The organism is Oceaniovalibus sp. ACAM 378, from assembly GCF_008085915.1.
GTDB lineage: Bacteria > Pseudomonadota > Alphaproteobacteria > Rhodobacterales > Rhodobacteraceae > Oceaniglobus.
The window spans coordinates 329050-348454 of sequence record NZ_VSJK01000002.1; the positions used below are offsets into that span (position 1 = coordinate 329050).

The 19405-nt window shown below is 63.0% G+C and carries 17 protein-coding genes; 14 read left to right on the forward strand and 3 right to left on the reverse strand.

Annotated features, from left to right (window positions below):
* Nucleotides 1-81: 81 nt before the first annotated feature.
* The 6 genes from FQ320_RS03530 to FQ320_RS03555 all read left to right on the forward strand — a co-directional run bounded on the left by FQ320_RS03530 (nucleotide 82) and on the right by FQ320_RS03555 (nucleotide 5570).
* Nucleotides 82-642 carry a F0F1 ATP synthase subunit delta gene (locus FQ320_RS03530; protein WP_148470078.1) on the forward strand — a complete coding sequence of 187 codons (561 nt, stop codon included), beginning with the start codon at nucleotides 82-84 and terminating at the stop codon, nucleotides 640-642.
* Nucleotides 643-2181: a F0F1 ATP synthase subunit alpha gene (gene atpA / locus FQ320_RS03535; RefSeq protein ID WP_148470080.1), complete on the forward strand. Its 1539-nt coding sequence runs from the start codon at nucleotides 643-645 to the stop codon at nucleotides 2179-2181.
* 21 nt (nucleotides 2182-2202) lie between these two features.
* On the forward strand, nucleotides 2203-3069 hold the full coding sequence (locus tag FQ320_RS03540; protein WP_148470082.1) for a F0F1 ATP synthase subunit gamma: 867 nt from the start codon (nucleotides 2203-2205) through the stop codon (nucleotides 3067-3069).
* Nucleotides 3070-3090: 21 nt separating this feature from the next.
* On the forward strand, nucleotides 3091-4515 hold the full coding sequence (atpD, locus tag FQ320_RS03545; RefSeq protein WP_148470084.1) for a F0F1 ATP synthase subunit beta: 1425 nt from the start codon (nucleotides 3091-3093) through the stop codon (nucleotides 4513-4515).
* Between the two features lie 76 nt (nucleotides 4516-4591).
* Complete coding sequence (locus FQ320_RS03550; RefSeq protein WP_148470086.1) at nucleotides 4592-5029, forward strand: F0F1 ATP synthase subunit epsilon; 438 nt, start codon at nucleotides 4592-4594, stop codon at nucleotides 5027-5029.
* A gap of 190 nt (nucleotides 5030-5219) precedes the next feature.
* Nucleotides 5220-5570, forward strand: coding sequence for an H-type lectin domain-containing protein (locus FQ320_RS03555; RefSeq protein WP_148470088.1), 351 nt, complete (start codon nucleotides 5220-5222; stop codon nucleotides 5568-5570).
* A gap of 39 nt (nucleotides 5571-5609) precedes the next feature.
* Here FQ320_RS03555 and FQ320_RS03560 read toward each other — a convergent pair whose 3' ends face one another.
* A complete protein-coding gene (locus FQ320_RS03560) occupies nucleotides 5610-6197 on the reverse strand; it encodes a DUF1285 domain-containing protein (protein WP_148470090.1) in 588 nt (195 codons plus the stop codon).
* A 70-nt stretch (nucleotides 6198-6267) separates the two neighbouring features.
* On the opposite strand from FQ320_RS03560, the gene FQ320_RS03565 reads away from it, so the two are divergent.
* From FQ320_RS03565 to FQ320_RS03580, 4 genes are all read left to right on the forward strand, one after another.
* Entirely contained in the window at nucleotides 6268-7275 is a 1008-nt protein-coding gene (locus tag FQ320_RS03565) for a MoxR family ATPase (protein ID WP_148470092.1), read from the forward strand.
* Nucleotides 7272-8147: a DUF58 domain-containing protein gene (locus FQ320_RS03570; protein WP_148470094.1), complete on the forward strand. Its 876-nt coding sequence runs from the start codon at nucleotides 7272-7274 to the stop codon at nucleotides 8145-8147. Before FQ320_RS03565 ends, FQ320_RS03570 begins: the two co-directional genes overlap by 4 nt.
* Nucleotides 8147-10942: a DUF4159 domain-containing protein gene (locus tag FQ320_RS03575; RefSeq protein ID WP_148470096.1), complete on the forward strand. Its 2796-nt coding sequence runs from the start codon at nucleotides 8147-8149 to the stop codon at nucleotides 10940-10942. The genes FQ320_RS03570 and FQ320_RS03575 overlap by 1 nt, the downstream gene beginning before the upstream one ends.
* A gap of 85 nt (nucleotides 10943-11027) precedes the next feature.
* The gene (locus tag FQ320_RS03580; RefSeq protein WP_148470098.1) at nucleotides 11028-13094 is read left to right on the forward strand and encodes a hypothetical protein; all 2067 of its coding nucleotides are present in this window, start codon (nucleotides 11028-11030) and stop codon (nucleotides 13092-13094) included.
* A gap of 51 nt (nucleotides 13095-13145) precedes the next feature.
* On the opposite strand, the gene FQ320_RS03585 is transcribed toward FQ320_RS03580, so the two are convergent.
* Nucleotides 13146-13520: a hypothetical protein gene (locus tag FQ320_RS03585; RefSeq protein WP_255509353.1), complete on the reverse strand. Its 375-nt coding sequence runs from the start codon at nucleotides 13518-13520 to the stop codon at nucleotides 13146-13148.
* A 37-nt stretch (nucleotides 13521-13557) separates the two neighbouring features.
* Entirely contained in the window at nucleotides 13558-14274 is a 717-nt protein-coding gene (locus FQ320_RS03590; RefSeq protein ID WP_148470100.1) for a DUF599 domain-containing protein, read from the reverse strand.
* 84 nt (nucleotides 14275-14358) lie between these two features.
* Between FQ320_RS03590 and FQ320_RS03595 the strand changes: the two genes are divergently transcribed.
* From FQ320_RS03595 to FQ320_RS03610, 4 genes are all read left to right on the forward strand, one after another.
* Nucleotides 14359-15792 carry an FAD-linked oxidase C-terminal domain-containing protein gene (locus tag FQ320_RS03595; protein WP_148470102.1) on the forward strand — a complete coding sequence of 478 codons (1434 nt, stop codon included), beginning with the start codon at nucleotides 14359-14361 and terminating at the stop codon, nucleotides 15790-15792.
* 51 nt (nucleotides 15793-15843) lie between these two features.
* On the forward strand, nucleotides 15844-16953 hold the full coding sequence (locus tag FQ320_RS03600) for an FAD-binding protein (RefSeq protein WP_148470104.1): 1110 nt from the start codon (nucleotides 15844-15846) through the stop codon (nucleotides 16951-16953).
* Between the two features lie 112 nt (nucleotides 16954-17065).
* Complete coding sequence (glcF, locus tag FQ320_RS03605; RefSeq protein WP_148470105.1) at nucleotides 17066-18475, forward strand: glycolate oxidase subunit GlcF; 1410 nt, start codon at nucleotides 17066-17068, stop codon at nucleotides 18473-18475.
* 78 nt (nucleotides 18476-18553) lie between these two features.
* On the forward strand, nucleotides 18554-19399 hold the full coding sequence (locus tag FQ320_RS03610) for a serine protease (RefSeq protein ID WP_255509354.1): 846 nt from the start codon (nucleotides 18554-18556) through the stop codon (nucleotides 19397-19399).
* Nucleotides 19400-19405: the final 6 nt, after the last annotated feature.

Genomic DNA, 19405 nt, shown 5'->3' on the forward strand with positions numbered 1-19405 from the left:
CCCGTGAGGGCCGTCTTTTGAAATGCCTTGGATTGGCCGGTTCCGGTTCGTTTCAGGCGAGAAGACATCGAAAGGGTGGACGTGTCCGAACCAGCTTCGATTTCCACGGGGATTGCCGGGCGTTATGCCTCGGCCGTCTTTTCGCTGGCCCGCGAAGACAAAGCAATTGACGCGCTGGAAGGCGATGTCTCCACGCTTGAAGCAGCGATTGCTGACAGTGGCGATTTTCGCGCCCTGATCTCGTCGCCGGTCTATACGCGCGAGCAGCAGCAAAAAGCGATTGGCGCGCTGTCCGACAAGATGGGCCTGAGCGTGACAACCGGCAATACGCTGCGTCTGATGGCATCCAAGCGGCGCCTGTTCGTGCTGCCGCAACTGCTCGCATCCCTGCGCGCCCTGATTGCCGAGGAAAAAGGCGAGGTGACCGCCGACGTCACCGCCGCGACAAAGCTGAGCGCGGAACAGCAGAAATCCCTGGCCGAAGCCCTGCAAAAGGCGGTCGGCAAGGATGTGAAAATCAATATGGCCATCGATGATTCTCTTATCGGTGGTCTTGTCGTCAAGGTCGGCTCGCTGATGATCGATACATCGATCCGCGCCAAGCTGAACGCACTCCAGAACACCATGAAAGAGGTCGGATAAATGGGAATCCAGGCAGCCGAAATTTCTGCGATCCTGAAGGATCAGATCAAGAACTTCGGACAAGAAGCAGAAGTCGAAGAAGTCGGTCGCGTCCTGTCCGTCGGCGACGGGATCGCCCGCGTTCATGGTCTGGACAAGGTGCAGGCAGGCGAGATGGTCGAATTCCCCGGTGGAATTCAGGGCATGGCGCTGAACCTGGAAACCGACAACGTCGGCATCGTGATCTTCGGTTCCGACCGCGACATCAAAGAAGGCGACATCGTCAAGCGGACGAACTCGATCGTTGACGTTCCCGCCGGCGACGGTTTGCTGGGGCGCGTTGTCGACGGTCTGGGCAACCCGATTGACGGCAAGGGTCCGATCGTGGCGACCGAGCGTCGCGTCGCCGACGTCAAGGCCCCGGGCATCATCCCGCGCAAATCGGTGCACGAACCGATGGCGACCGGCATGAAGGCGATTGACGCGATGATCCCCGTTGGCCGTGGCCAGCGCGAACTGATCATTGGTGACCGTCAGACCGGCAAGACCGCCGTGGCGCTGGATACGATCCTGAACCAGAAATCCTATAACGATGCCGCCACGGATGAGAGCCAGAAGCTCTATTGCATCTATGTCGCCATCGGTCAGAAACGTTCGACCGTTGCGCAGCTGGTGAAGAAGCTCGAAGAAACCGGCGCCATCGAATACACCACAATCGTGGCCGCCACCGCATCCGACCCCGCGCCGATGCAGTTCCTCGCGCCCTATTCCGCCACCGCGATGGCCGAGTACTATCGCGACAATGGCCGGCATGCGCTGATCGTTTATGATGACCTGTCGAAACAGGCTGTGGCCTATCGTCAGATGTCGCTGCTTCTGCGTCGCCCGCCGGGCCGCGAAGCCTATCCCGGCGACGTGTTCTATCTCCACTCCCGCCTGTTGGAGCGTTCGGCGAAACTGAACGAGGCCAACGGGAGCGGTTCGTTGACCGCGCTGCCGATCATCGAAACCCAAGGTGGCGACGTTTCGGCGTTTATTCCGACCAACGTGATCTCGATCACCGACGGTCAGATCTTCCTTGAGACCGAACTGTTCTTTCAGGGCATCCGCCCTGCCGTGAACACCGGTCTGTCGGTGTCGCGCGTCGGGTCGTCGGCCCAGACCAACGCGATGAAATCTGTCGCCGGCCCGGTCAAGCTTGAGCTTGCCCAGTACCGCGAGATGGCTGCCTTTGCCCAGTTCGGTTCCGATCTTGACGCTTCGACCCAGCAGTTGCTGAACCGTGGTGCGCGTCTGACCGAATTGATGAAGCAGCCGCAGTATTCGCCGTTGACCAACGCCGAGATCGTCTGCGTGATTCTCGCAGGCACCAAGGGATATCTCGACAAGATCCCGGTGGGTGCCGTGGGCCGGTTTGAAACGGGTCTGCTGAACCATCTGCGGTCGAAACACGCCGATATGCTCGAGTGGATCACCAAGGAAGACCCCAAGGTCAAGGGCGACGCCGAAGACCGCATCCGCAAAGCCATCGCCGAGTTCGCCGACGACTTTGCAGCCTGAGACACCCGGAAGGACAGCTGAATGCCCAGCCTGAAGGACCTTAAGAACAGGATCGTGTCGGTCAAATCGACCCGCAAGATCACCAAGGCCATGCAGATGGTCGCCGCCGCCAAACTGCGCCGTGCGCAGGAGGCGGCCGAAGCCGCACGCCCCTATGCCGAACGGTTCAATGCCGTGATGGCGGGGCTTGCCCAATCGGTTCAGGGCAGCGACACCGCGCCTCGTCTGTTGGCCGGAACCGGCGCCGATCAGGTGCATCTGTTGGTCGTGATGACCTCAGAGCGCGGACTGTGCGGCGGGTTCAACTCGTCCATCGTCAGAAAGGCCCGTGCGCGCGTCCAGGCGTTGCTCGCCCAGGGCAAGACGGTCAAGATTCTGACCGTCGGCAAGAAGGGTCGCGATCAGTTGCGTCGCGACTATGGCGCGTATCTGGTGGGTCATGTCGACATGTCCGAGGTCAAGCGCCTTGGTTATGTCAACGCCCAGGCGGTCGCCAAGGATGTGCTGGACCGGTTTGATGCGGGCGACTTCGACGTCTGCACGATCTATTTCAGCCAGTTCGTGAATGTGGTCACCCAGATCCCGACCGAATTGCAGGTGATCCCGGCCACGTTCGAACCGGCCGAGGAAAGCACGCTTTACGATTACGAGCCGAGCGAGGAAGGCATCCTTGCCGATCTGCTGCCGCGCAACATCGCGACGCAGATCTTTACGGCGCTGCTGGAAAACGCCGCGTCGGAACAGGGTGCCCGGATGAGCGCGATGGACAACGCCACCCGCAACGCGGGCGACATGATCGACCGGCTGACCATCCAGTACAACCGCTCGCGTCAGGCCGTGATCACCAACGAGCTGATCGAAATCATTTCGGGCGCCGAAGCGCTCTAAGACGAACCGGAGAAACAAGACATGGCAAATGCCAAAGGCAAGATCACCCAGGTCATCGGTGCCGTCGTGGACGTGCATTTCGAGGATGAACTGCCCCAGATCCTGAACGCCCTGGAAACCGACAACAACGGCAAGCGTCTGGTGCTTGAAGTGGCTCAGCATCTGGGCGAAAACACCGTGCGTACCATTGCCATGGACGCCACCGAAGGTCTGGTGCGCGGTCAGGTTGTCACCGATACAGACGGCCCGATCACTGTTCCGGTGGGCAAGGCCACGCTGGGCCGGATCCTGAACGTCATCGGGGAACCTGTGGACGAAGGCGCGCCGCTGATTGTGACCGAGCGTCGCTCGATCCACCAGCCCGCCCCGGCTTTTTCCGAACAGGCGACCTCGTCGGAAATCCTCATCACCGGGATCAAGGTGATCGATCTGCTGGCGCCTTATTCCAAGGGCGGCAAGATCGGTCTGTTCGGCGGTGCCGGTGTGGGCAAGACGGTTCTGATCATGGAACTGATCAACAACATCGCCAAAGTGCACTCGGGCTATTCCGTGTTTGCCGGCGTGGGCGAGCGGACCCGTGAGGGCAATGACCTGTACCACGAGATGATCGAATCCAACGTGATCAAGCCCGACAATCTGGAAGAATCCCAGGTGGCTCTGGTCTATGGTCAGATGAACGAACCACCGGGAGCCCGTGCCCGTGTTGCCCTGACCGGTCTGACGCTGGCCGAACAGTTCCGCGACGAATCCGGCACCGACGTTCTGTTCTTTGTCGACAACATCTTCCGCTTTACCCAAGCGGGTTCGGAAGTGTCGGCGCTGCTTGGCCGGATTCCTTCGGCCGTGGGTTACCAGCCGACGCTGGCCACCGACATGGGCCAGATGCAGGAACGCATCACCTCGACCAAAGCGGGATCGATCACCTCGATCCAGGCCGTGTATGTTCCCGCCGATGACCTTACTGACCCGGCGCCTGCCACGACCTTTGCCCACCTCGACGCGACGACAGTTCTGAACCGTGCGATCTCGGAACTGGGCATCTATCCCGCCGTTGACCCGCTCGATTCGACCTCGCGTCTGATGGACCCCTCGATCTTGGGTGAAGAGCACTATCAGGTGGCCCGCGACGTTCAGGGTATTCTTCAGCGCTATAAGTCGCTGCAGGACATCATCGCCATCCTCGGGATGGACGAGCTGAGCGAAGAGGACAAACTGACCGTGACGCGCGCCCGCAAGATCCAGCGTTTCCTGAGCCAGCCGTTCGACGTCGCCAAGGTGTTCACCGGTTCCGACGGCGTTCAGGTGCCGCTGGAAGACACGATTTCGTCCTTCAAGGCGGTCGTGGCCGGCGAGTATGACCACCTGCCCGAAGGCGCCTTCTATATGGTGGGCGGCATCGAAGACGTCAAAGCCAAGGCCCAGCGTATGGCAGCCGACGCCGCCTGATTTTCGGGCCCGGTTTCGGGCCTGAAAACGGGGTCCGGCCCTGCGCCGGACCCGAACCGCCCAGAGAGGAGCCGACATGGCCGACACGATGCATTTCTCACTCGTCAGCCCCGAACGCAGCCTTGCGTCGATGCAGGTCACCGAGGTGTTGATCCCCGGTGCCGAGGGCGATCTGACGGCCATGCCGCAGCACTCCCCGACGATCACCACCCTGCGCCCCGGCGTACTGCGTGCGACCGGACCGGAGGGTGTGGTTGAATACGTGGTCACTGGCGGATTTGCCGAAATCAGCACCGATGGTGTGACGGTTCTGGCTGAACGCGCCATGGCCCGCAACGACGTGAGCCAGGACGATTTCGACTCCATGGTTCAGGAAGCGGCCGAGGCCCACGGCAAGGCGCGCGAAACCTTCCAGAATCAGCCGGGCCCAGTTGATGATGCCGCGAAACTGCTGGCCGACATGGTGGCCATGGGCACCCATATCGGTATGTCGACGAAACAGTCTTCGCTTTAAGGCCTGTCGGATTTTACCTGATACGCCGCGCATCGGACGGCGTTTTCAAGCGTCATAGTTTCGGTTACGAATTTACGCCGAAACGCTGTCAGCGCCCTGCATTTGCAGATCCGACCCCGGTTTCACGACCGGGGTCTTTTTTTTGCCGGCAATGCAAGCTACTGTCCCGGCAGGAAACCGAGGGTGAGGCATGCACAGATTTGACGGCAGGACACTGGGGGTGGCTCAGGGGTCGGTCGTGCTGTTTTCAGACTATAAAGACAATGGACAGATGTGGACCGGCTCGGGAGAGCGCGAGATCCAGCGTGAAATCCGCTTTTCCGAACCATTCCGCACTGCGCCGGTGGTTCAGGTTTCGATGTCGATGTGGGACATTGACCAGACCACAAGCCCGCGTGCCGATATTTCCTATAACCGTGTGACGCCCGAAGGTTTCTGGATCGGATTTCGCACATGGGGCGACACAAGGATCGCACGGATCCGCGCCGACTGGACCGCTATGGGGCCGGTCCGCGATGACGATGATTGGGACCTCTGCTGAACAGCATTGATCACCCGCTGGGGCTGACCCAGCCGTAAATCAGCCGAGTTCGGCCACCGGAATGATCGGAAAGAACGTACCGGACGAGTGGACGCCGAACCACTCCTGCCCGTCATGACGGGCGGGTTCGCCCAAATCGACCAGACGGTAAAAGCTCTTTCTGTCAATCAGCGCCTCCATGCCGGCACGCACCATAACATAGGGTGACGGTTCGCCGCTGTCCGGATCGCGGACCACACGCAGCGGGCATTCGGCGCTGGCGATGGTGGTGTCGTCGACGTTGGTGGTAAAGGTTATGACCTGTTGCTTGCCGCTGCCCGTCACGGTGAAATCAACGGCGACGAAGGGCGCGTCATCGACCGTGATCCCGACCTTTTCAACCGGAGTGACAAGGAAGTAATCGTCGTTCTCCCGTTTCAGGATGGTCGAGAACAGCCGCACCAGTCGTTTGCGCCCGATTGGTGTGCCAAGATAGAACCACGTTCCATCCCGCGCGATACGGATATCCAGATCGCCACAGAACGGCGGATCCCACAGATGTACCGGCGGCATTCCGCCCTTGGATGCGGCGCGGGCGCTGGAGGCAAGCCCCTCAGCGGTTGGTTTCACGATGTTTTGTGCAGTCATATGCTTTGCCGATTGTGGTGATAGGTCTAGGTCTGTCTAATACCCATATAAGCCTTCATGGAGATATGTCATGGCCGACGCCGATACCTTGATCGACGAGATTGAAACCCTTGGCGAAAAGCTGACCCAGGCGCGGGACAGCATCACCCGGCGGTTCATCGGGCAACGCCCGGTCGTTGATCTGGTGTTATCGGCCCTGTTGTGTGGCGGTCACGGGTTGCTGATCGGTCTGCCGGGGCTGGGCAAGACCCGGCTGGTGGATACGTTAAGCACGGTCATGGGGCTCGATGGCGGGCGCGTGCAGTTCACCCCCGATCTGATGCCAGCCGATATCCTTGGGTCCGAGGTTCTGGAAACTGCGTCCGATGGCACGCGGTCCTTCCGGTTCCTTCAGGGGCCGGTGTTTTGCCAGTTGCTCATGGCCGATGAAATCAACCGCGCCAGTCCACGCACGCAATCCGCGCTGTTGCAGGCAATGCAGGAAAAATCGGTGACGATTGCGGGTAAACCGCATCGCCTGGGGGTGCCGTTTCACGTTCTGGCGACGCAAAACCCGATCGAGCAAGAGGGAACCTATCCCTTGCCCGAAGCGCAGTTGGACAGGTTTCTGGTCCAGATCGACGTGCCTTATCCGGACCGCGACACCGAACGCAATATCCTGCTGGCCACCACTGGTGTGAGCGAGGATGAATCCGTGAGCGTGTTTTCCGCCGCCGAACTGCTGGCGGCGCAAACTCTGCTGCGGCGGATGCCGGTGGGCGACAAGATCGTCGAAACGATCCTTGATCTTGTGCGTGCCTGCCGCCCGGGGGATCTGGCGGCACCGGCCGTCGTCAACCAAAGCGTCGGTTGGGGCCCGGGGCCGCGTGCGGCGCAGGCGTTGATGCTGACGGTGCGTGCCCGGGCTTTGCTTGACGGGCGATTGGCGCCCTCGATTGATGATGTGGCGGCGATGGCGATGCCGGTGCTGTCCCACCGTATGGCGCTGACCTTTGCGGCGCGGGCGCGGGGCGAAAACCTGTCGAATGTCATTGGTACGGTGGTCGGAAACGTAACACGGATTGAGGCTGCCGCGTGACAGCAGCCGCCGATCTTCGCGCCGATGCCGAAGCACTGGCCGCACCCCTGCCGCCACTGCTGGCCGATGCGCAACATCTGGCGCACTCCGTGATGCTGGGCGCGCATGGGCGGCGGCGTGCGGGGGCAGGTGATGAGTTCTGGCAATACCGCCCCGCGATGCCGGGGGACGAGGCGCGGACGATCGACTGGCGCCGGTCGGGACGTTCAGATGCGCATTTCGTGCAGGAGAAGGAATGGCAGGCGGCGCAATCGGTGCTTCTCTGGGTCGATGGGGCGCGTTCGATGGGTTTTGCCTCGGACAAGGCTCTGCCCGAGAAGGGGGCTCGGGCGCGGCTGTTGGCCATGGCGATTGCGGTTCTGCTGATCCGTGGCGGTGAACGTGTGGGCTTGTCGGGTCTGGGTCTGCCGCCCCGGTCCGGACCGGTGCAACTGTTGCGACTGGCCGCGGCTTTGGCGGCGGATGGCGATGCGCCGGAATACGGAGCGCCTGAATCGCGCGGGATGCTGGCCCGGTCGCGCGCCCTGTTCGTGTCGGATTTCCTTGGCGATCCCGCGCCGGTGGTGGAGGCGTTGACCAAGGCCGCCGACCGGGGCATCAAGGGCGCGATCCTTCAGGTGCTGGATCCGCAGGAAGAAGCGTTCCCGTTTGACGGGCGTACGATATTTGAATCCATCGGCGGCAGCCTGCGCCATGAAACGTTGAAAGCGGGCGATCTGCGGGCGCGATATCTCGACAGGCTGGCGGCACGCAAGGCGATGTTGCGCGATCTGGCCCGCGCCACCGGCTGGCAATATCACTGCCATCACACCGCTGACGGTGCCGCGCCGGCCCTGTTGTGGCTTTTCGGCGCATTGGAGCATGACCACTGATGTTCACCCTTGCCGGCATAGGTTTTACCGCGCCCTGGCTGTTGCTGGGGCTTGTGGCGTTGCCGATCCTTTGGCTATTGCTGCGCGCCGTGCCGCCCGCGCCGGTGCGCCGTCGCTTTCCCGGTATCGCGCTGTTGCTGGGGCTGACGGATGACGACCACCAGTCGGACAAGACGCCGTGGTGGCTGTTGCTGCTGCGCACGCTGGCGGTTGCTGCGGTGATTGTCGGCTTTGCCGGGCCGGTGCTGAACCCTGATAATCGTCTGCCGGGCAGCGGGCCAATGCTGGTTCTGGTCGATGGCACCTGGGCCGATGCCCGCGACTGGCCACGCCGGATTGATCGGATCACTGCCGCGCTGGACGAAGCGGGGCGCGATGGGCGCACCGTGGCATTGATCAGCCTGACCGACCTGCCGGGGGGCGATCTGCCGTTTCAATCCGCCGATTCCTGGGCCGCCCGATTGCCCGGTCTGACCCCCCGGCCATGGGTGGCGTCGGACGGAGGTGTAACGGGATTTACCGACCGGCTGAGCGGGAGTTTCGAGACGCTCTGGCTATCCGATGGCGTGGCGCATCCTTGGCGCGAGGGGCTGTTGACGGCACTGGAGCAGCGCGGCCCGGTAACCGTGTTCGAAAGCCCGCGCCCGATCTTTGCCATGAAACCGGTAACCTATGATGAGGGTGCGCTTTCGCTGACGGCCCTCAGGGCTGCGCCGGGGCCGGAACAGGCGGTCGAGGTCACCGGACACGGGCGCGATCCATCCGGGGTTGAACGGGAGTTGGCCCGCGCGACGGTCAGCTTTGATGCTGGTGCGGTGCAGGCCGCTCTGGCGCTGTCGCTGCCGCCGGAACTGCGCAACCGGATCACCCGGTTTCAGATCGAAGGTGCCCGGTCGGCGGCGGCCGTGACCCTGACCGACGACGCGCTGAAACGGCGCGAGGTGGCGCTGATTTCCGGGCGCGATGACCGCGAGTCGCTGCAACTGCTTTCGCCGACGCATTATCTGGAGCAGGCCCTGCAACCGACCGCCGATCTGATCTCGGGATCGCTTGAGGACGTGCTGCTGGCCAATCCGGATGTGATCGTTCTCGCCGATGTGGCAACCGTCACCGGCACCGAGGAACAGGCGATTGTCGATTGGATCGATGCGGGCGGACTGCTGCTGCGCTTTGCCGGGCCGCGTCTGGCCGCCAGCGATATCAGCCGCGATGTCGAAGACGCGCTGATGCCCGTGCGCCTGCGCGCCGGGGGCCGCAGCGTCGGGGGCGCGATGAGTTGGGGAGAGCCGAAAGCCCTGCGCGCCTTTGCCGAGGGTTCGCCGTTCTTTGGACTTGAGGTGCCCGCCGAAGTAACCGTGTCAGCTCAGATTATGGCCCAGCCCGACCCAAATCTGGCCGACCGTGTGATCGCCGCGCTGACCGATGGCACACCGCTGGTCACGCGCAAACGGATCGGGCAGGGGCAGGTGGTATTGTTCCACGTCACCGCCAACGCCGAATGGTCGACATTGCCGCTGTCGGGCCTGTTCGTGCAGATGTTGGAACGTCTGGCCGTATCGACCCGCCCCGCCGCCCCCAGTGCCGGGGATCTGGCAGGTACGACATGGGCGCCCGACCAGGTGCTGGATGCCTTTGGTCGGGTCGGCGATGCCGGCAATCTGCCCGGTGTGGCTGGCGAGGATCTGGCGGCGGCGGTCCCCTCAGCGGCAACGCCGCCGGGGCTGTACGCGGGCGAGGACCGGCGGATTGCGCTGAACGTTACCGGAGCGGAGGCCGCGCTTTCGGCGGCGGTCTGGCCCGCGCGGATAGCGGTCGAAGGATTGGAACATCGGCGCGAAACCCCGTTCAAAGGCGCGCTGCTGGCGCTGGCTCTGATGCTGCTGGCGCTGGATGTATTGGCCTCGCTCTTGCTGGCCGGGCGGTTGACCGGTGCGGGAACAACCAAGCGCGCGACACGGGGCGCAGCAGCGGTTCTGGCGCTGGCGCTGATGTTACCGGGCGACGGGCAGGCGCAGAGCCCCGATGCGTCGCCCCCTGACGACGATTTCGCCATTCAGGCAACATCTGAGGTGGTGCTGGCCCATGTCATCACCGGTGACAAGCAGGTCGACGAGGTGGCGCAGGCCGGGTTGGTCGGGCTGTCTGATACACTCTTTCAGCGCACATCTATCGAACCGGCGGCGCCGATTGCCGTGAACCTTGAAACCGACGAACTGTCGTTCTTTCCGTTCCTGTACTGGCCGATCACCCCGGATCAGCCTCAGCCCAGCCAAGAGGCCTATGGGCGGCTCAATACCTATCTCAGGGGCGGCGGAATGATCCTGTTCGACACCCGCGACGCAGATATCGGCGGCTTTGGCAGCGGATCGGTCAACGGGCGCAAACTGCAACAACTGGCCCGCCCGCTGGACGTGCCACCGCTTGAGCCTATTCCGGCCGATCACGTCCTCACGCGCACGTTTTATTTGTTGCAGGATTTTCCGGGCCGCCACACCAGCCGCGATGTCTGGGTCGAAGCGGCACCTGCCGACGCCCAAACTGTCGAAGGCATGCCGTTCCGCAACCTGAACGACAATGTGACGCCTGTGGTAATTGGCGGCAACGACTGGGCCGCTGCTTGGGCGGTCGATTCCGGTGGCAACCGGATGTTTCCGGTGGGCCGCGGCTATGCCGGTGAGCGTCAGCGTGAAATCGCGCTGCGCTTTGGGGTGAATCTGATGATGCATGTGCTGACCGGAAACTATAAATCCGATCAGGTGCATGTGCCCGCTTTGCTGGATCGGCTGGGCCAATGACCGGCGCGCGGGTTCTTTCTGGCGGCGGCGTCGGCCTGTTTGCGCCCTGCCTGTGGCATTTGAACACCAAGGATCGAGGCCCGATATGGACAGCGTGATTTTCGATCCGCTGGTGCCGGTCACGGTCCTTGCCGGGCTGGCCGGGCTGGCGGTTCTGGTGACCGGCCTGTCCCTATGGCGCGGTCTTTCGGGGTGGTGGCTGCGCGGGTTGGCGGCTGTTGTGCTGTTGGTCGCCTTGGCCTCACCCTCGTTGCAGGACGAAGACCGCACACCGCTGTCTGACATTGTGCTTCTGGTCGTGGATGAAAGTGCCAGCCAACAGATATCCGACCGCGCAACGCAGGTGGCGGATGCGGTGACAGAGATCGAAGCCGGGGTGGCGGCGCTGGGTAACACCGAATTGCGGATCGTCCGCCTTGCCGATGGCGAGGGGGATCGCGGCACGCTGCTGATGACCGCGCTGGCCGAAGCCATGGCCGAAGAACCCCGCGCCCGGCTGGCCGGAGCGATCTTGCTTAGCGACGGACGGCTGCACGATATCGACGCCGCACCCGATCTGCCCGCGCCGCTGCATCTGTTGCTGACCGGGCGCGATACCGATTGGGACCGCAGGCTGGTGGTTGAAAACGCGCCCGCCTTTGCAATCATCGATGAACCTGTACAACTGACCGTGCGGATCGAGGATCAGGGTGCCATCCCGCGTGAGACGGGCGGGATGGCACAGCTGACCATTGCCGTGGATGGTGGTGCGCCACAGGCGTTCGACGTGCCAGTCGGTCAGGCGCTGAATCTTCCGATCACCCTGTCCCACGCCGGGATGAATGTGATCCAGTTCACCACTCCCGCCATTGATGAGGAATTGACCGATCGCAACAATGCAGCCGTCGTGCAGATCAACGGTGTGCGCGACCGGCTGCGTGTTCTTCTGGTCAGTGGTGAGCCGCATCCCGGCGAGCGGACATGGCGCAACCTGTTGAAATCGGACAGTTCTGTTGACCTCGTGCATTTCACCATCCTGCGCCCGCCCGAAAAACAGGATGGCGTCCCGGTGTCGGAATTGTCGTTGATCGCCTTTCCAACGCGCGAGCTTTTTCTGGAAAAGATCGATGAATTCGATCTGATCGTGTTCGACCGTTACAAGCGGCGCGGCATCCTGCCTGCGCTTTATTTCGAGAATATCCGGCAATATGTCGAACGGGGCGGGGCGGTTCTGGTGGCGGCAGGGCCGGATTTTGCCGGGGCCGATTCGATCTATCGCTCGCCTTTGGGCGATGCCTTTCCCGGCGTGCCGACGGCGCGGGTTCTCGAACAGGGGTTCCTGCCCGAACTCAGCGATCTGGGGCGCAGGCACCCGGTAACGGCGGGGCTTGATACCGCGATGGGGCCGCTGGTGGACGGGCGGCCCGGCTGGGGTCGTTGGATGCGCCAGATCGAGCTTGAGGCCATCCGGGGACAGACCGTGATGCAGGGGGTCGACGGCAAGCCGCTGCTGATCCTTGACCGGTACGGCGAAGGCCGTGTGGCGCTGCTCGCGTCCGATCAGGCCTGGTTGTGGTCGCGCGGTTTCGAGGGTGGCGGGCCGCAGCTGGAGCTGCTGCGCCGTCTGGCCCACTGGATGATGAAAGAACCGGAACTTGACGAAGAAGCGCTGACCGTTTCGGCGGAAGGTCAGGTGATGACCATCCTGCGCCGGACCCTCGGCGATAGCGTCGGCGACGTCGAGATCACCGGGCCGGATGGCGCGGTGACCATGGTGCCGCTGCAAGAAATCGCGCCGGGCCGGTTCTCGGCCGATTGGCGCGCACCGGAAATCGGGCTGTACGCGCTGCGCGAGGGGGAACAGGAGGCGGTGATCGCCCTTGGCCCCTCAGCACCGAAAGAATTCGAGCAGACGGTCGCGTCGGGCGATCTGCTTGAACCGGTTATCGCCTTGCGGCGCGGTGGAACCATGATGGTCGAGGATGGTTTGCCAACCCTGCGCCGGGTGCGCGACGGACGTCCGGCAGCGGGGCGCGGCTGGATCGGGATCGTGCCGCGACAGGCCTATCTGACGGCGGACGTCACGGTGACACCGCTGGTATCGGCCTGGCTGTTCCTGTTGCTGGCGGCGCTTCTGACCGTTGGCGCCTGGCTGCGCGAAGGGCGGCGTTGACGCGCGATTTGCGACCGTTTGCGAGGGCGCAAACCCGTGTCGCCACAGCCGTCACCGCGGCAGGTTGAACGGGGTGGTGCCCTTGGCCCAGCCTTCAACGGTGGTGCGGGCGCGGATCAGTACCTGTGTCGTGCCTTCGGGGATGCGGATGCCCGATTGGGCGCGGGTGAAGGGCTGTTCATTCTCATGCGGGTGGGCCAGCGGGCGATCACCCAGAACCTTGCCACCGGCGGATTCAACCCGCCATCCATCGGCATAATCATCCCAACCCTTATCGGCATGGCGCAGGGTAACCGAGAAGGTCCAGGTGTCTCCGTCCGGCTTGGCGCTGACCTTTACGACAGCGGCGGGGTCGGCAAATGCCGGTGGCGAAGCGAAAAGGGCAGGAAGCGCGATCATCAGCGCGGCAAGAGTGGAACGGATCATTCGGGTATTCCTTTGGCAGCTTACGGCACGGGCCATATCACGGTTTTGCCGGAGGTTGCGTCAAAAGCACCTCGCGGGGGCGTGACATGAATTCCCGTGACCAGAGTACCCAAATGGTGACCACAACCGCCCCCAGCAACGTCAGCGCGCCTAAAAGCCATGCCAGCGCCGCAAGCGCGAAATACATCGCCCGCAGTCCACGATTGAAATTCCATGCCGCACGGATGTTCAGTTCGCCCGATTGCCAGGCGCGATGGCGGGCCAGCGGGTGATCGGGGTCGTTCGGCACCGCCCCCATGACGACAGCGCAATATCCAAACAGCCGGTTCGACCAGACGAATTTCAGGAACGCGTGGGTCAGCAGCAGCGCGACAAGGCCCAGTTTGACCTGCCAAACGATGGTCGGGATGGTCGGAACGCCCGAAAGCGCCAGATCCTCGGCCACACCGACCAGCCGTTCGGCATTGCCGATCAGCGCCAGAACTCCACCCAGAGCGATCACGCAGGTCGATGAAAAGAACGCTGTACCCTGCCGCAGGGAGGAAAGCATCTGCGCGTCAAAGATCCGCGGATCGCGGCGCACCATCTCTTGCATCCAGTCACGGCGGTACTGGATCATCAGCACGGTGACCGACGGATATGTTGTGTTTTCACGCTCGATCCACCAGCCGATGATCAGCCAGCCTGTCACAAGCGCGCCGAGCGCGATGGCATCAATCGGGGAAAGTAGGGCCAGACGGTCAAGCAATGTCATGGGCAGACCATAGGGCGGGGAATTGCCGCTTGCCAGTCAGGAAAATTGGTTATATTTTCTTACCAATTAATCCGGAGGCCGCCCATGGACATGCCAATTCCCGATGCTGGCATTCTGGCCCGCAAGGCCGGGATCGTCGCGCTTTTACAATCGGTTCTTCCCGCCGACGCGATGATTCACGAAGATCGTCAGGTCAAGGCCTATGAGTGTGATGCGCTGACCGCCTATCGCTGCCCACCGCTGTGTGTCGTCTTGCCCTCGACGACCGAAGAAGTGTCGGCGGTGATGAAGCTGTGTCAGGAACAGGGAGTTCCGGTGGTGCCGCGCGGATCGGGCACCTCACTGGCGGGGGGCGCGCTGCCCACTGCCGATTCGGTTATTCTGGGCGTGGCGCGGATGAACGATGTGCTGGAAACCGATTATGGCAATCGGTTCATCAGGGTGCAGTCGGGGCGCACGAACCTGTCCGTTACCGGCGCCGTCGAGGATGACGGGTTCTTCTATGCTCCCGACCCCAGTTCGCAACTGGCCTGTGCGATCGCGGGCAATATCGGCATGAACAGCGGCGGGGCGCATTGTTTGAAATACGGCGTGACGACCAACAATCTGTTGGGTGTCACCATGGTTCTGATGGACGGCACCGTGGTGGAAATCGGCGGCGCGCATCTGGACGCGCCGGGGCTGGACCTGCTGGGCGTGATCTGTGGCTCGGAAGGCCAGTTGGGCGTTGTGACCGAAGCGACCCTGCGTATCCTGCCCAAACCCGAAGGCGCGCGCCCCGTTCTGATCGGATTCGATTCAAACGAGGTGGCGGGGATGTGCGTCTCCGACATCATCAAGGCCGGTGTTCTGCCCGTGGCAATCGAATTCATGGATCGCCCCTGTATCCGCGCGACCGAGGCTTTTGCCCATGCCGGTTACCCGGATTGCGAGGCGCTTTTGATCGTCGAGGTAGAGGGCAGTGAGGCCGAGATCGACGAACAGCTTTCGGTGATCACCGCCATCGCGCGGCGCCATGATCCGGTGGAACTGCGCGAAAGCAAGTCGGAAGAGGAAAGCGCCAAGATCTGGCTGGGGCGCAAATCGGCTTTTGGCGCCATGGGACAGATCAACGATTACATGTGTCTGGACGGTACGATCCCGGTGACCGAACTGCCCTATGTCCTGCGCCGGATCGGCGAGATGTCAAAGGAATACGGGCTGGACGTGGGCAATGTGTTTCACGCCGGCGACGGCAACATGCATCCGCTGATCCTGTTCGATGCGAACAAGCCCGGCGATCTGGAAAAATGCGAGGCCTTCGGCGCCGACATCCTGCGTCTCTGTGTTGAAGTCGGCGGATGCCTGACCGGCGAGCACGGCGTCGGGATCGAAAAGCGCGATCTGATGGTGGATCAATACGATCCGGTCGATCTTGAGGCACAGTTGCGGGTCAAGGATGTGTTCGACCCCCGCTGGCTGCTGAACCCTGCCAAGGTGTTTCCGCTGGCAAGCACGGAACGCCGGCGTGCCGCATAGGGCAGGTGTCGGAATTTGAGTATTTGTACAAAGAAGAAGCAGGGGGCCTGAATGCTTTTGCCGAAGGACGAGGCGGAATTGGGCGCGATCGTGCGCGAAGCTGACGGCCCGCTGTGGATCGAAGGCGGCGGCACGCGCGGCCCGGTGGCGGCGCGGGACGGCGTTCGGCTGGGAACCTCTGGCTTGACCGGGATCACGCTGTACGAGCCCGGCGCGCTGACCCTCGTGGCACGGGCGGGAACCCCCTTGGCCGAGGTTGAGGCCGCACTGGCCGCCGAGAACCAACGCCTCCCGTTCGAACCGATGGACCACCGCGCGCTGTTGGGCACCGACGGGGTGCCGACGATCGGCGGGGTGGTGGCGGGCAATGTATCGGGGCCGCGGCGGATTCAGGCCGGGGCGTGCCGCGATTCGCTGATCGGGGTGCGGTTCGTCGACGGGCGGGGCGATGCGATCAAGAACGGCGGGCGGGTGATGAAGAACGTCACCGGATATGATCTGGTCAAGCTGCTGGCCGGGTCGCACGGGACATTGGGCGTATTGACCGAAGTGTCGTTCAAGGTGCTGCCCGTGACGCCCGAACAGGCGGTGGTGATCCTGCCGGGCCTTTCGGTGGGGCAGGCGATTGCGGCCATGGCGGCGGCTCTGAGCTCTCCGTTCGAGGTTTCGGGCGCGGCCCATCGTCCGGGCGGCGATGTGATGCTGCGGATCGAGGGGTTTGCGGCTTCGGTAAGCTATCGCGCTGGGCGTTTGGTAAAGCTTCTGGCAGGGTTCGGACCTGCCGAGATTCTGCGCGAAGGTGTCGCCGCCATGTGGCGCGATATCGGCAATGGGGCGCAATTTTCCGGCACCGGGCAGGATGTCTGGCGGATTTCCGTGAAACCCGCCGATGGCACGGCTGTGGCGGCGCGGCTGGAGGGTGCCGATCTGCTGTTCGATTGGGGCGGTGGTCTGATCTGGGCCGGGGTGGCACCGGGTCAGGACGCGCGCGCGGCGCTGGACGGCATCGCGGGGCACGCAACGCTGGTGCGCGCCACGCCCGAAACCCACGCACGGCTGGGCACGTTCCATCCGGAACCGGCGCCTTTGGCTGCCATCGCTGCCGGGCTGAGGGCGCAGTTCGATCCGCGGGGCATTCTGAACCCGGGACGGATGGCATGACCGGCGATATCCGCCTGTCTCCCGTTGCGGGCGGTGCCGTTCTGGTATTGGCCGAAATCGTCATGGCAATGAATCTGGTGTTCCTTTCTCTTACAGATGCAGGCTGAACGACATGCAGACGAATTTCACACCCGAACAGCTTCGCGATCCGGCAATTGCCCGGTCCAACGAGATATTGCGCGCCTGTGTCCATTGCGGATTTTGCACGGCCACCTGTCCGACCTATCAGGTGCTGGGGGATGAACTGGACAGTCCGCGGGGCCGGATTTACCTGATCAAGGATATGCTGGAGAACGATCGTCCTGCCGATGAAAAGACGGTCAAGCATATCGACCGCTGCCTGTCCTGTCTGGCCTGTATGACGACCTGTCCGTCCGGGGTGCATTACATGCATCTGGTTGATCACGCCCGGGCGCATATCGAAAAGACCTATCGCCGCCCGCTGTTCGAGCGGCTGTTGCGCTGGACTCTGGCCAAGGTCCTGCCCAATCCGACATTGTTCCGTGTTGCGCTGCTTGGGGCAAAAATCGGCCGGCCCTTTGCGTTTCTGGTGCCTGATGCGCGGCTGCGGGCGATGTTGGCGATGGCACCCAAACAGGTGCCGCCGGTCAGCCCCAACGACGATCCGCAGACCTTTGCCGCCGAAGGGACGCGCCGGATGCGTGTGGCGCTGATGACCGGTTGCGCGCAAAAGGCGCTGAATACCGATATCAACGATGCGACGATCCGCCTGCTGACCCGGCTGGGCGCAGAGGTGGTGATTGCCGAGGGCATGGGGTGTTGCGGCGCGCTGACCCATCACATGGGCCGCGAGGGGGAAAGCCACGCGGCGGCGGCGAACAACATTCGTGCCTGGATGGCCGAGGTGAACGGGCAGGGGTTGGATGCGATCGTGATCAACACCTCGGGCTGCGGCACCACGGTCAAGGATTACGGCCATATGTTCCGCAACGACCCGATTGCCGCCGATGCGGCGGCTGTCTCGGGCCTTGCCCGGGATGTGTCCGAAGTGCTGATGACGCTGACAGCGCCACAAAAGGACGCGGAGCCAGAGGCCGAACACAACCGTGCCGCCGAGTTGATCGCCGGGACCGACGCCGCCGCGCGCCCGGGCCCCGAGGGGCCGAAAGGTATGCGCGTTGCCTATCACGCGGCCTGTTCGCTGCAACACGGTCAACAGATCAAGAGCCACCCCAAGACTCTGCTGAAACGTGCGGGTTTTACCGTGGTTGAGCCGAAGGACAGTCATCTGTGCTGTGGATCGGCGGGCACTTACAACCTGATGCAGCCCGAAATCTCGGGCGAACTGAAGCGGCGCAAGGTGGCGACGCTCTCTGTTCTGGACGCCGAGGTGATCGCTGCAGGCAACATCGGCTGCATGATGCAGATCGGTGACGCGGCGGGCGTGCCTGTGGTGCATACCGTCGAATTGCTTGACTGGGCCTCGGGGGGGCCGCGGCCACCTGCTCTCTCGTACGGGTTGCATCGCGATAATGCCCCGAAGGTGCCCCGGCTTCGCTGAACCAGCGCCACTGTTCTGCCGCACCCGCCCCATACCCATGAGGGAACTGGGCAATGGCAGACGGGCGGGATTCGCGGCATGGGTATATTCAATTGGATTGCAGGCGGGATGCTGGCACTGACTGCCGGAACCGCCCCCGCCTTGGCCGCGGGACAAGCCATTGCCGGGCAGGACAATCCGGAGCTGCGCGCCCTGATCACCGCCGATGACAGCCGCGCCTGGGATGCTGTCGGACGGTTGAACATGGGGGACGGGGCGTTCTGCACAGGGGCGCTGATTGCCGAAAGCATCGTTCTGACCGCCGCCCATTGCCTGTTCGACAAGCGGACCGGGCGGCGGTTTGAAAGCGACGAGATCGAATTTCTGGCCGGGTTCCGTGATGGCCGCGCCCAAGCGTATCGCGGGGTGCGCCAGACGATTGTACATCCCGATTATGACGTCAAGGACAAGGAAATCGGGCGCATCGCCCGGGATCTGGCGCTGATCCAGCTCGACCAACCGATTCGCAATGGCCGGATTGTTCCCTTTGCCACCCACGAGGGGCCTGCGACGGGGGATAAGGTTGGCGTTGTGTCCTATGCCCATGACCGGGCGGAACGGCCCAGCCTGCAAGAACTGTGCCACGTTTTGGCGCGCCAGGCAGGCGCGCTGATCCTGTCCTGCGAAGTCGATTTCGGCAGTTCCGGTGCACCGATCTTTGTCTTTCAGGACGGGCAGGCGCAGATCGTGTCGGTCGTATCGGCGATGGCCGAGGTCAAGGAACAGAAGGTCTCGATAGGCACATCGCTGGAACAACCGCTGGCCGAACTGATGGCGCAGCTTGAGAAGGGCGACGGCGTGTTCCACCGCGCCGCCCCGCCGGTGCGCCGGATGAGCGCCGGTGAATCGCGCCGTGCGGGATCGGCCAAATTCGTGAAACCATGAGGCGCG

What these genes read in the sequence shown, in the direction of transcription:
- atpA (WP_148470080.1), top strand. Translation starts at nt 643, where the DNA reads ATGGGAATCCAGGCAGCCGAAATTTCTGCGATCCTGAAGGATCAGATC.
- FQ320_RS03540 (WP_148470082.1), top strand. Translation starts at nt 2,203, where the DNA reads ATGCCCAGCCTGAAGGACCTTAAGAACAGGATCGTGTCGGTCAAATCG.
- atpD (WP_148470084.1), top strand. Translation starts at nt 3,091, where the DNA reads ATGGCAAATGCCAAAGGCAAGATCACCCAGGTCATCGGTGCCGTCGTG.
- FQ320_RS03550 (WP_148470086.1), top strand. Translation starts at nt 4,592, where the DNA reads ATGGCCGACACGATGCATTTCTCACTCGTCAGCCCCGAACGCAGCCTT.
- FQ320_RS03555 (WP_148470088.1), top strand. Translation starts at nt 5,220, where the DNA reads ATGCACAGATTTGACGGCAGGACACTGGGGGTGGCTCAGGGGTCGGTC.
- FQ320_RS03560 (WP_148470090.1), bottom strand. Translation starts at nt 6,197, where the DNA reads ATGACTGCACAAAACATCGTGAAACCAACCGCTGAGGGGCTTGCCTCC.
- FQ320_RS03565 (WP_148470092.1), top strand. Translation starts at nt 6,268, where the DNA reads ATGGCCGACGCCGATACCTTGATCGACGAGATTGAAACCCTTGGCGAA.
- FQ320_RS03575 (WP_148470096.1), top strand. Translation starts at nt 8,147, where the DNA reads ATGTTCACCCTTGCCGGCATAGGTTTTACCGCGCCCTGGCTGTTGCTG.
- FQ320_RS03580 (WP_148470098.1), top strand. Translation starts at nt 11,028, where the DNA reads ATGGACAGCGTGATTTTCGATCCGCTGGTGCCGGTCACGGTCCTTGCC.
- FQ320_RS03585 (WP_255509353.1), bottom strand. Translation starts at nt 13,520, where the DNA reads ATGATCCGTTCCACTCTTGCCGCGCTGATGATCGCGCTTCCTGCCCTT.
- FQ320_RS03590 (WP_148470100.1), bottom strand. Translation starts at nt 14,274, where the DNA reads ATGACATTGCTTGACCGTCTGGCCCTACTTTCCCCGATTGATGCCATC.
- FQ320_RS03595 (WP_148470102.1), top strand. Translation starts at nt 14,359, where the DNA reads ATGGACATGCCAATTCCCGATGCTGGCATTCTGGCCCGCAAGGCCGGG.
- FQ320_RS03600 (WP_148470104.1), top strand. Translation starts at nt 15,844, where the DNA reads ATGCTTTTGCCGAAGGACGAGGCGGAATTGGGCGCGATCGTGCGCGAA.
- glcF (WP_148470105.1), top strand. Translation starts at nt 17,066, where the DNA reads ATGCAGACGAATTTCACACCCGAACAGCTTCGCGATCCGGCAATTGCC.
- FQ320_RS03610 (WP_255509354.1), top strand. Translation starts at nt 18,554, where the DNA reads ATGGGTATATTCAATTGGATTGCAGGCGGGATGCTGGCACTGACTGCC.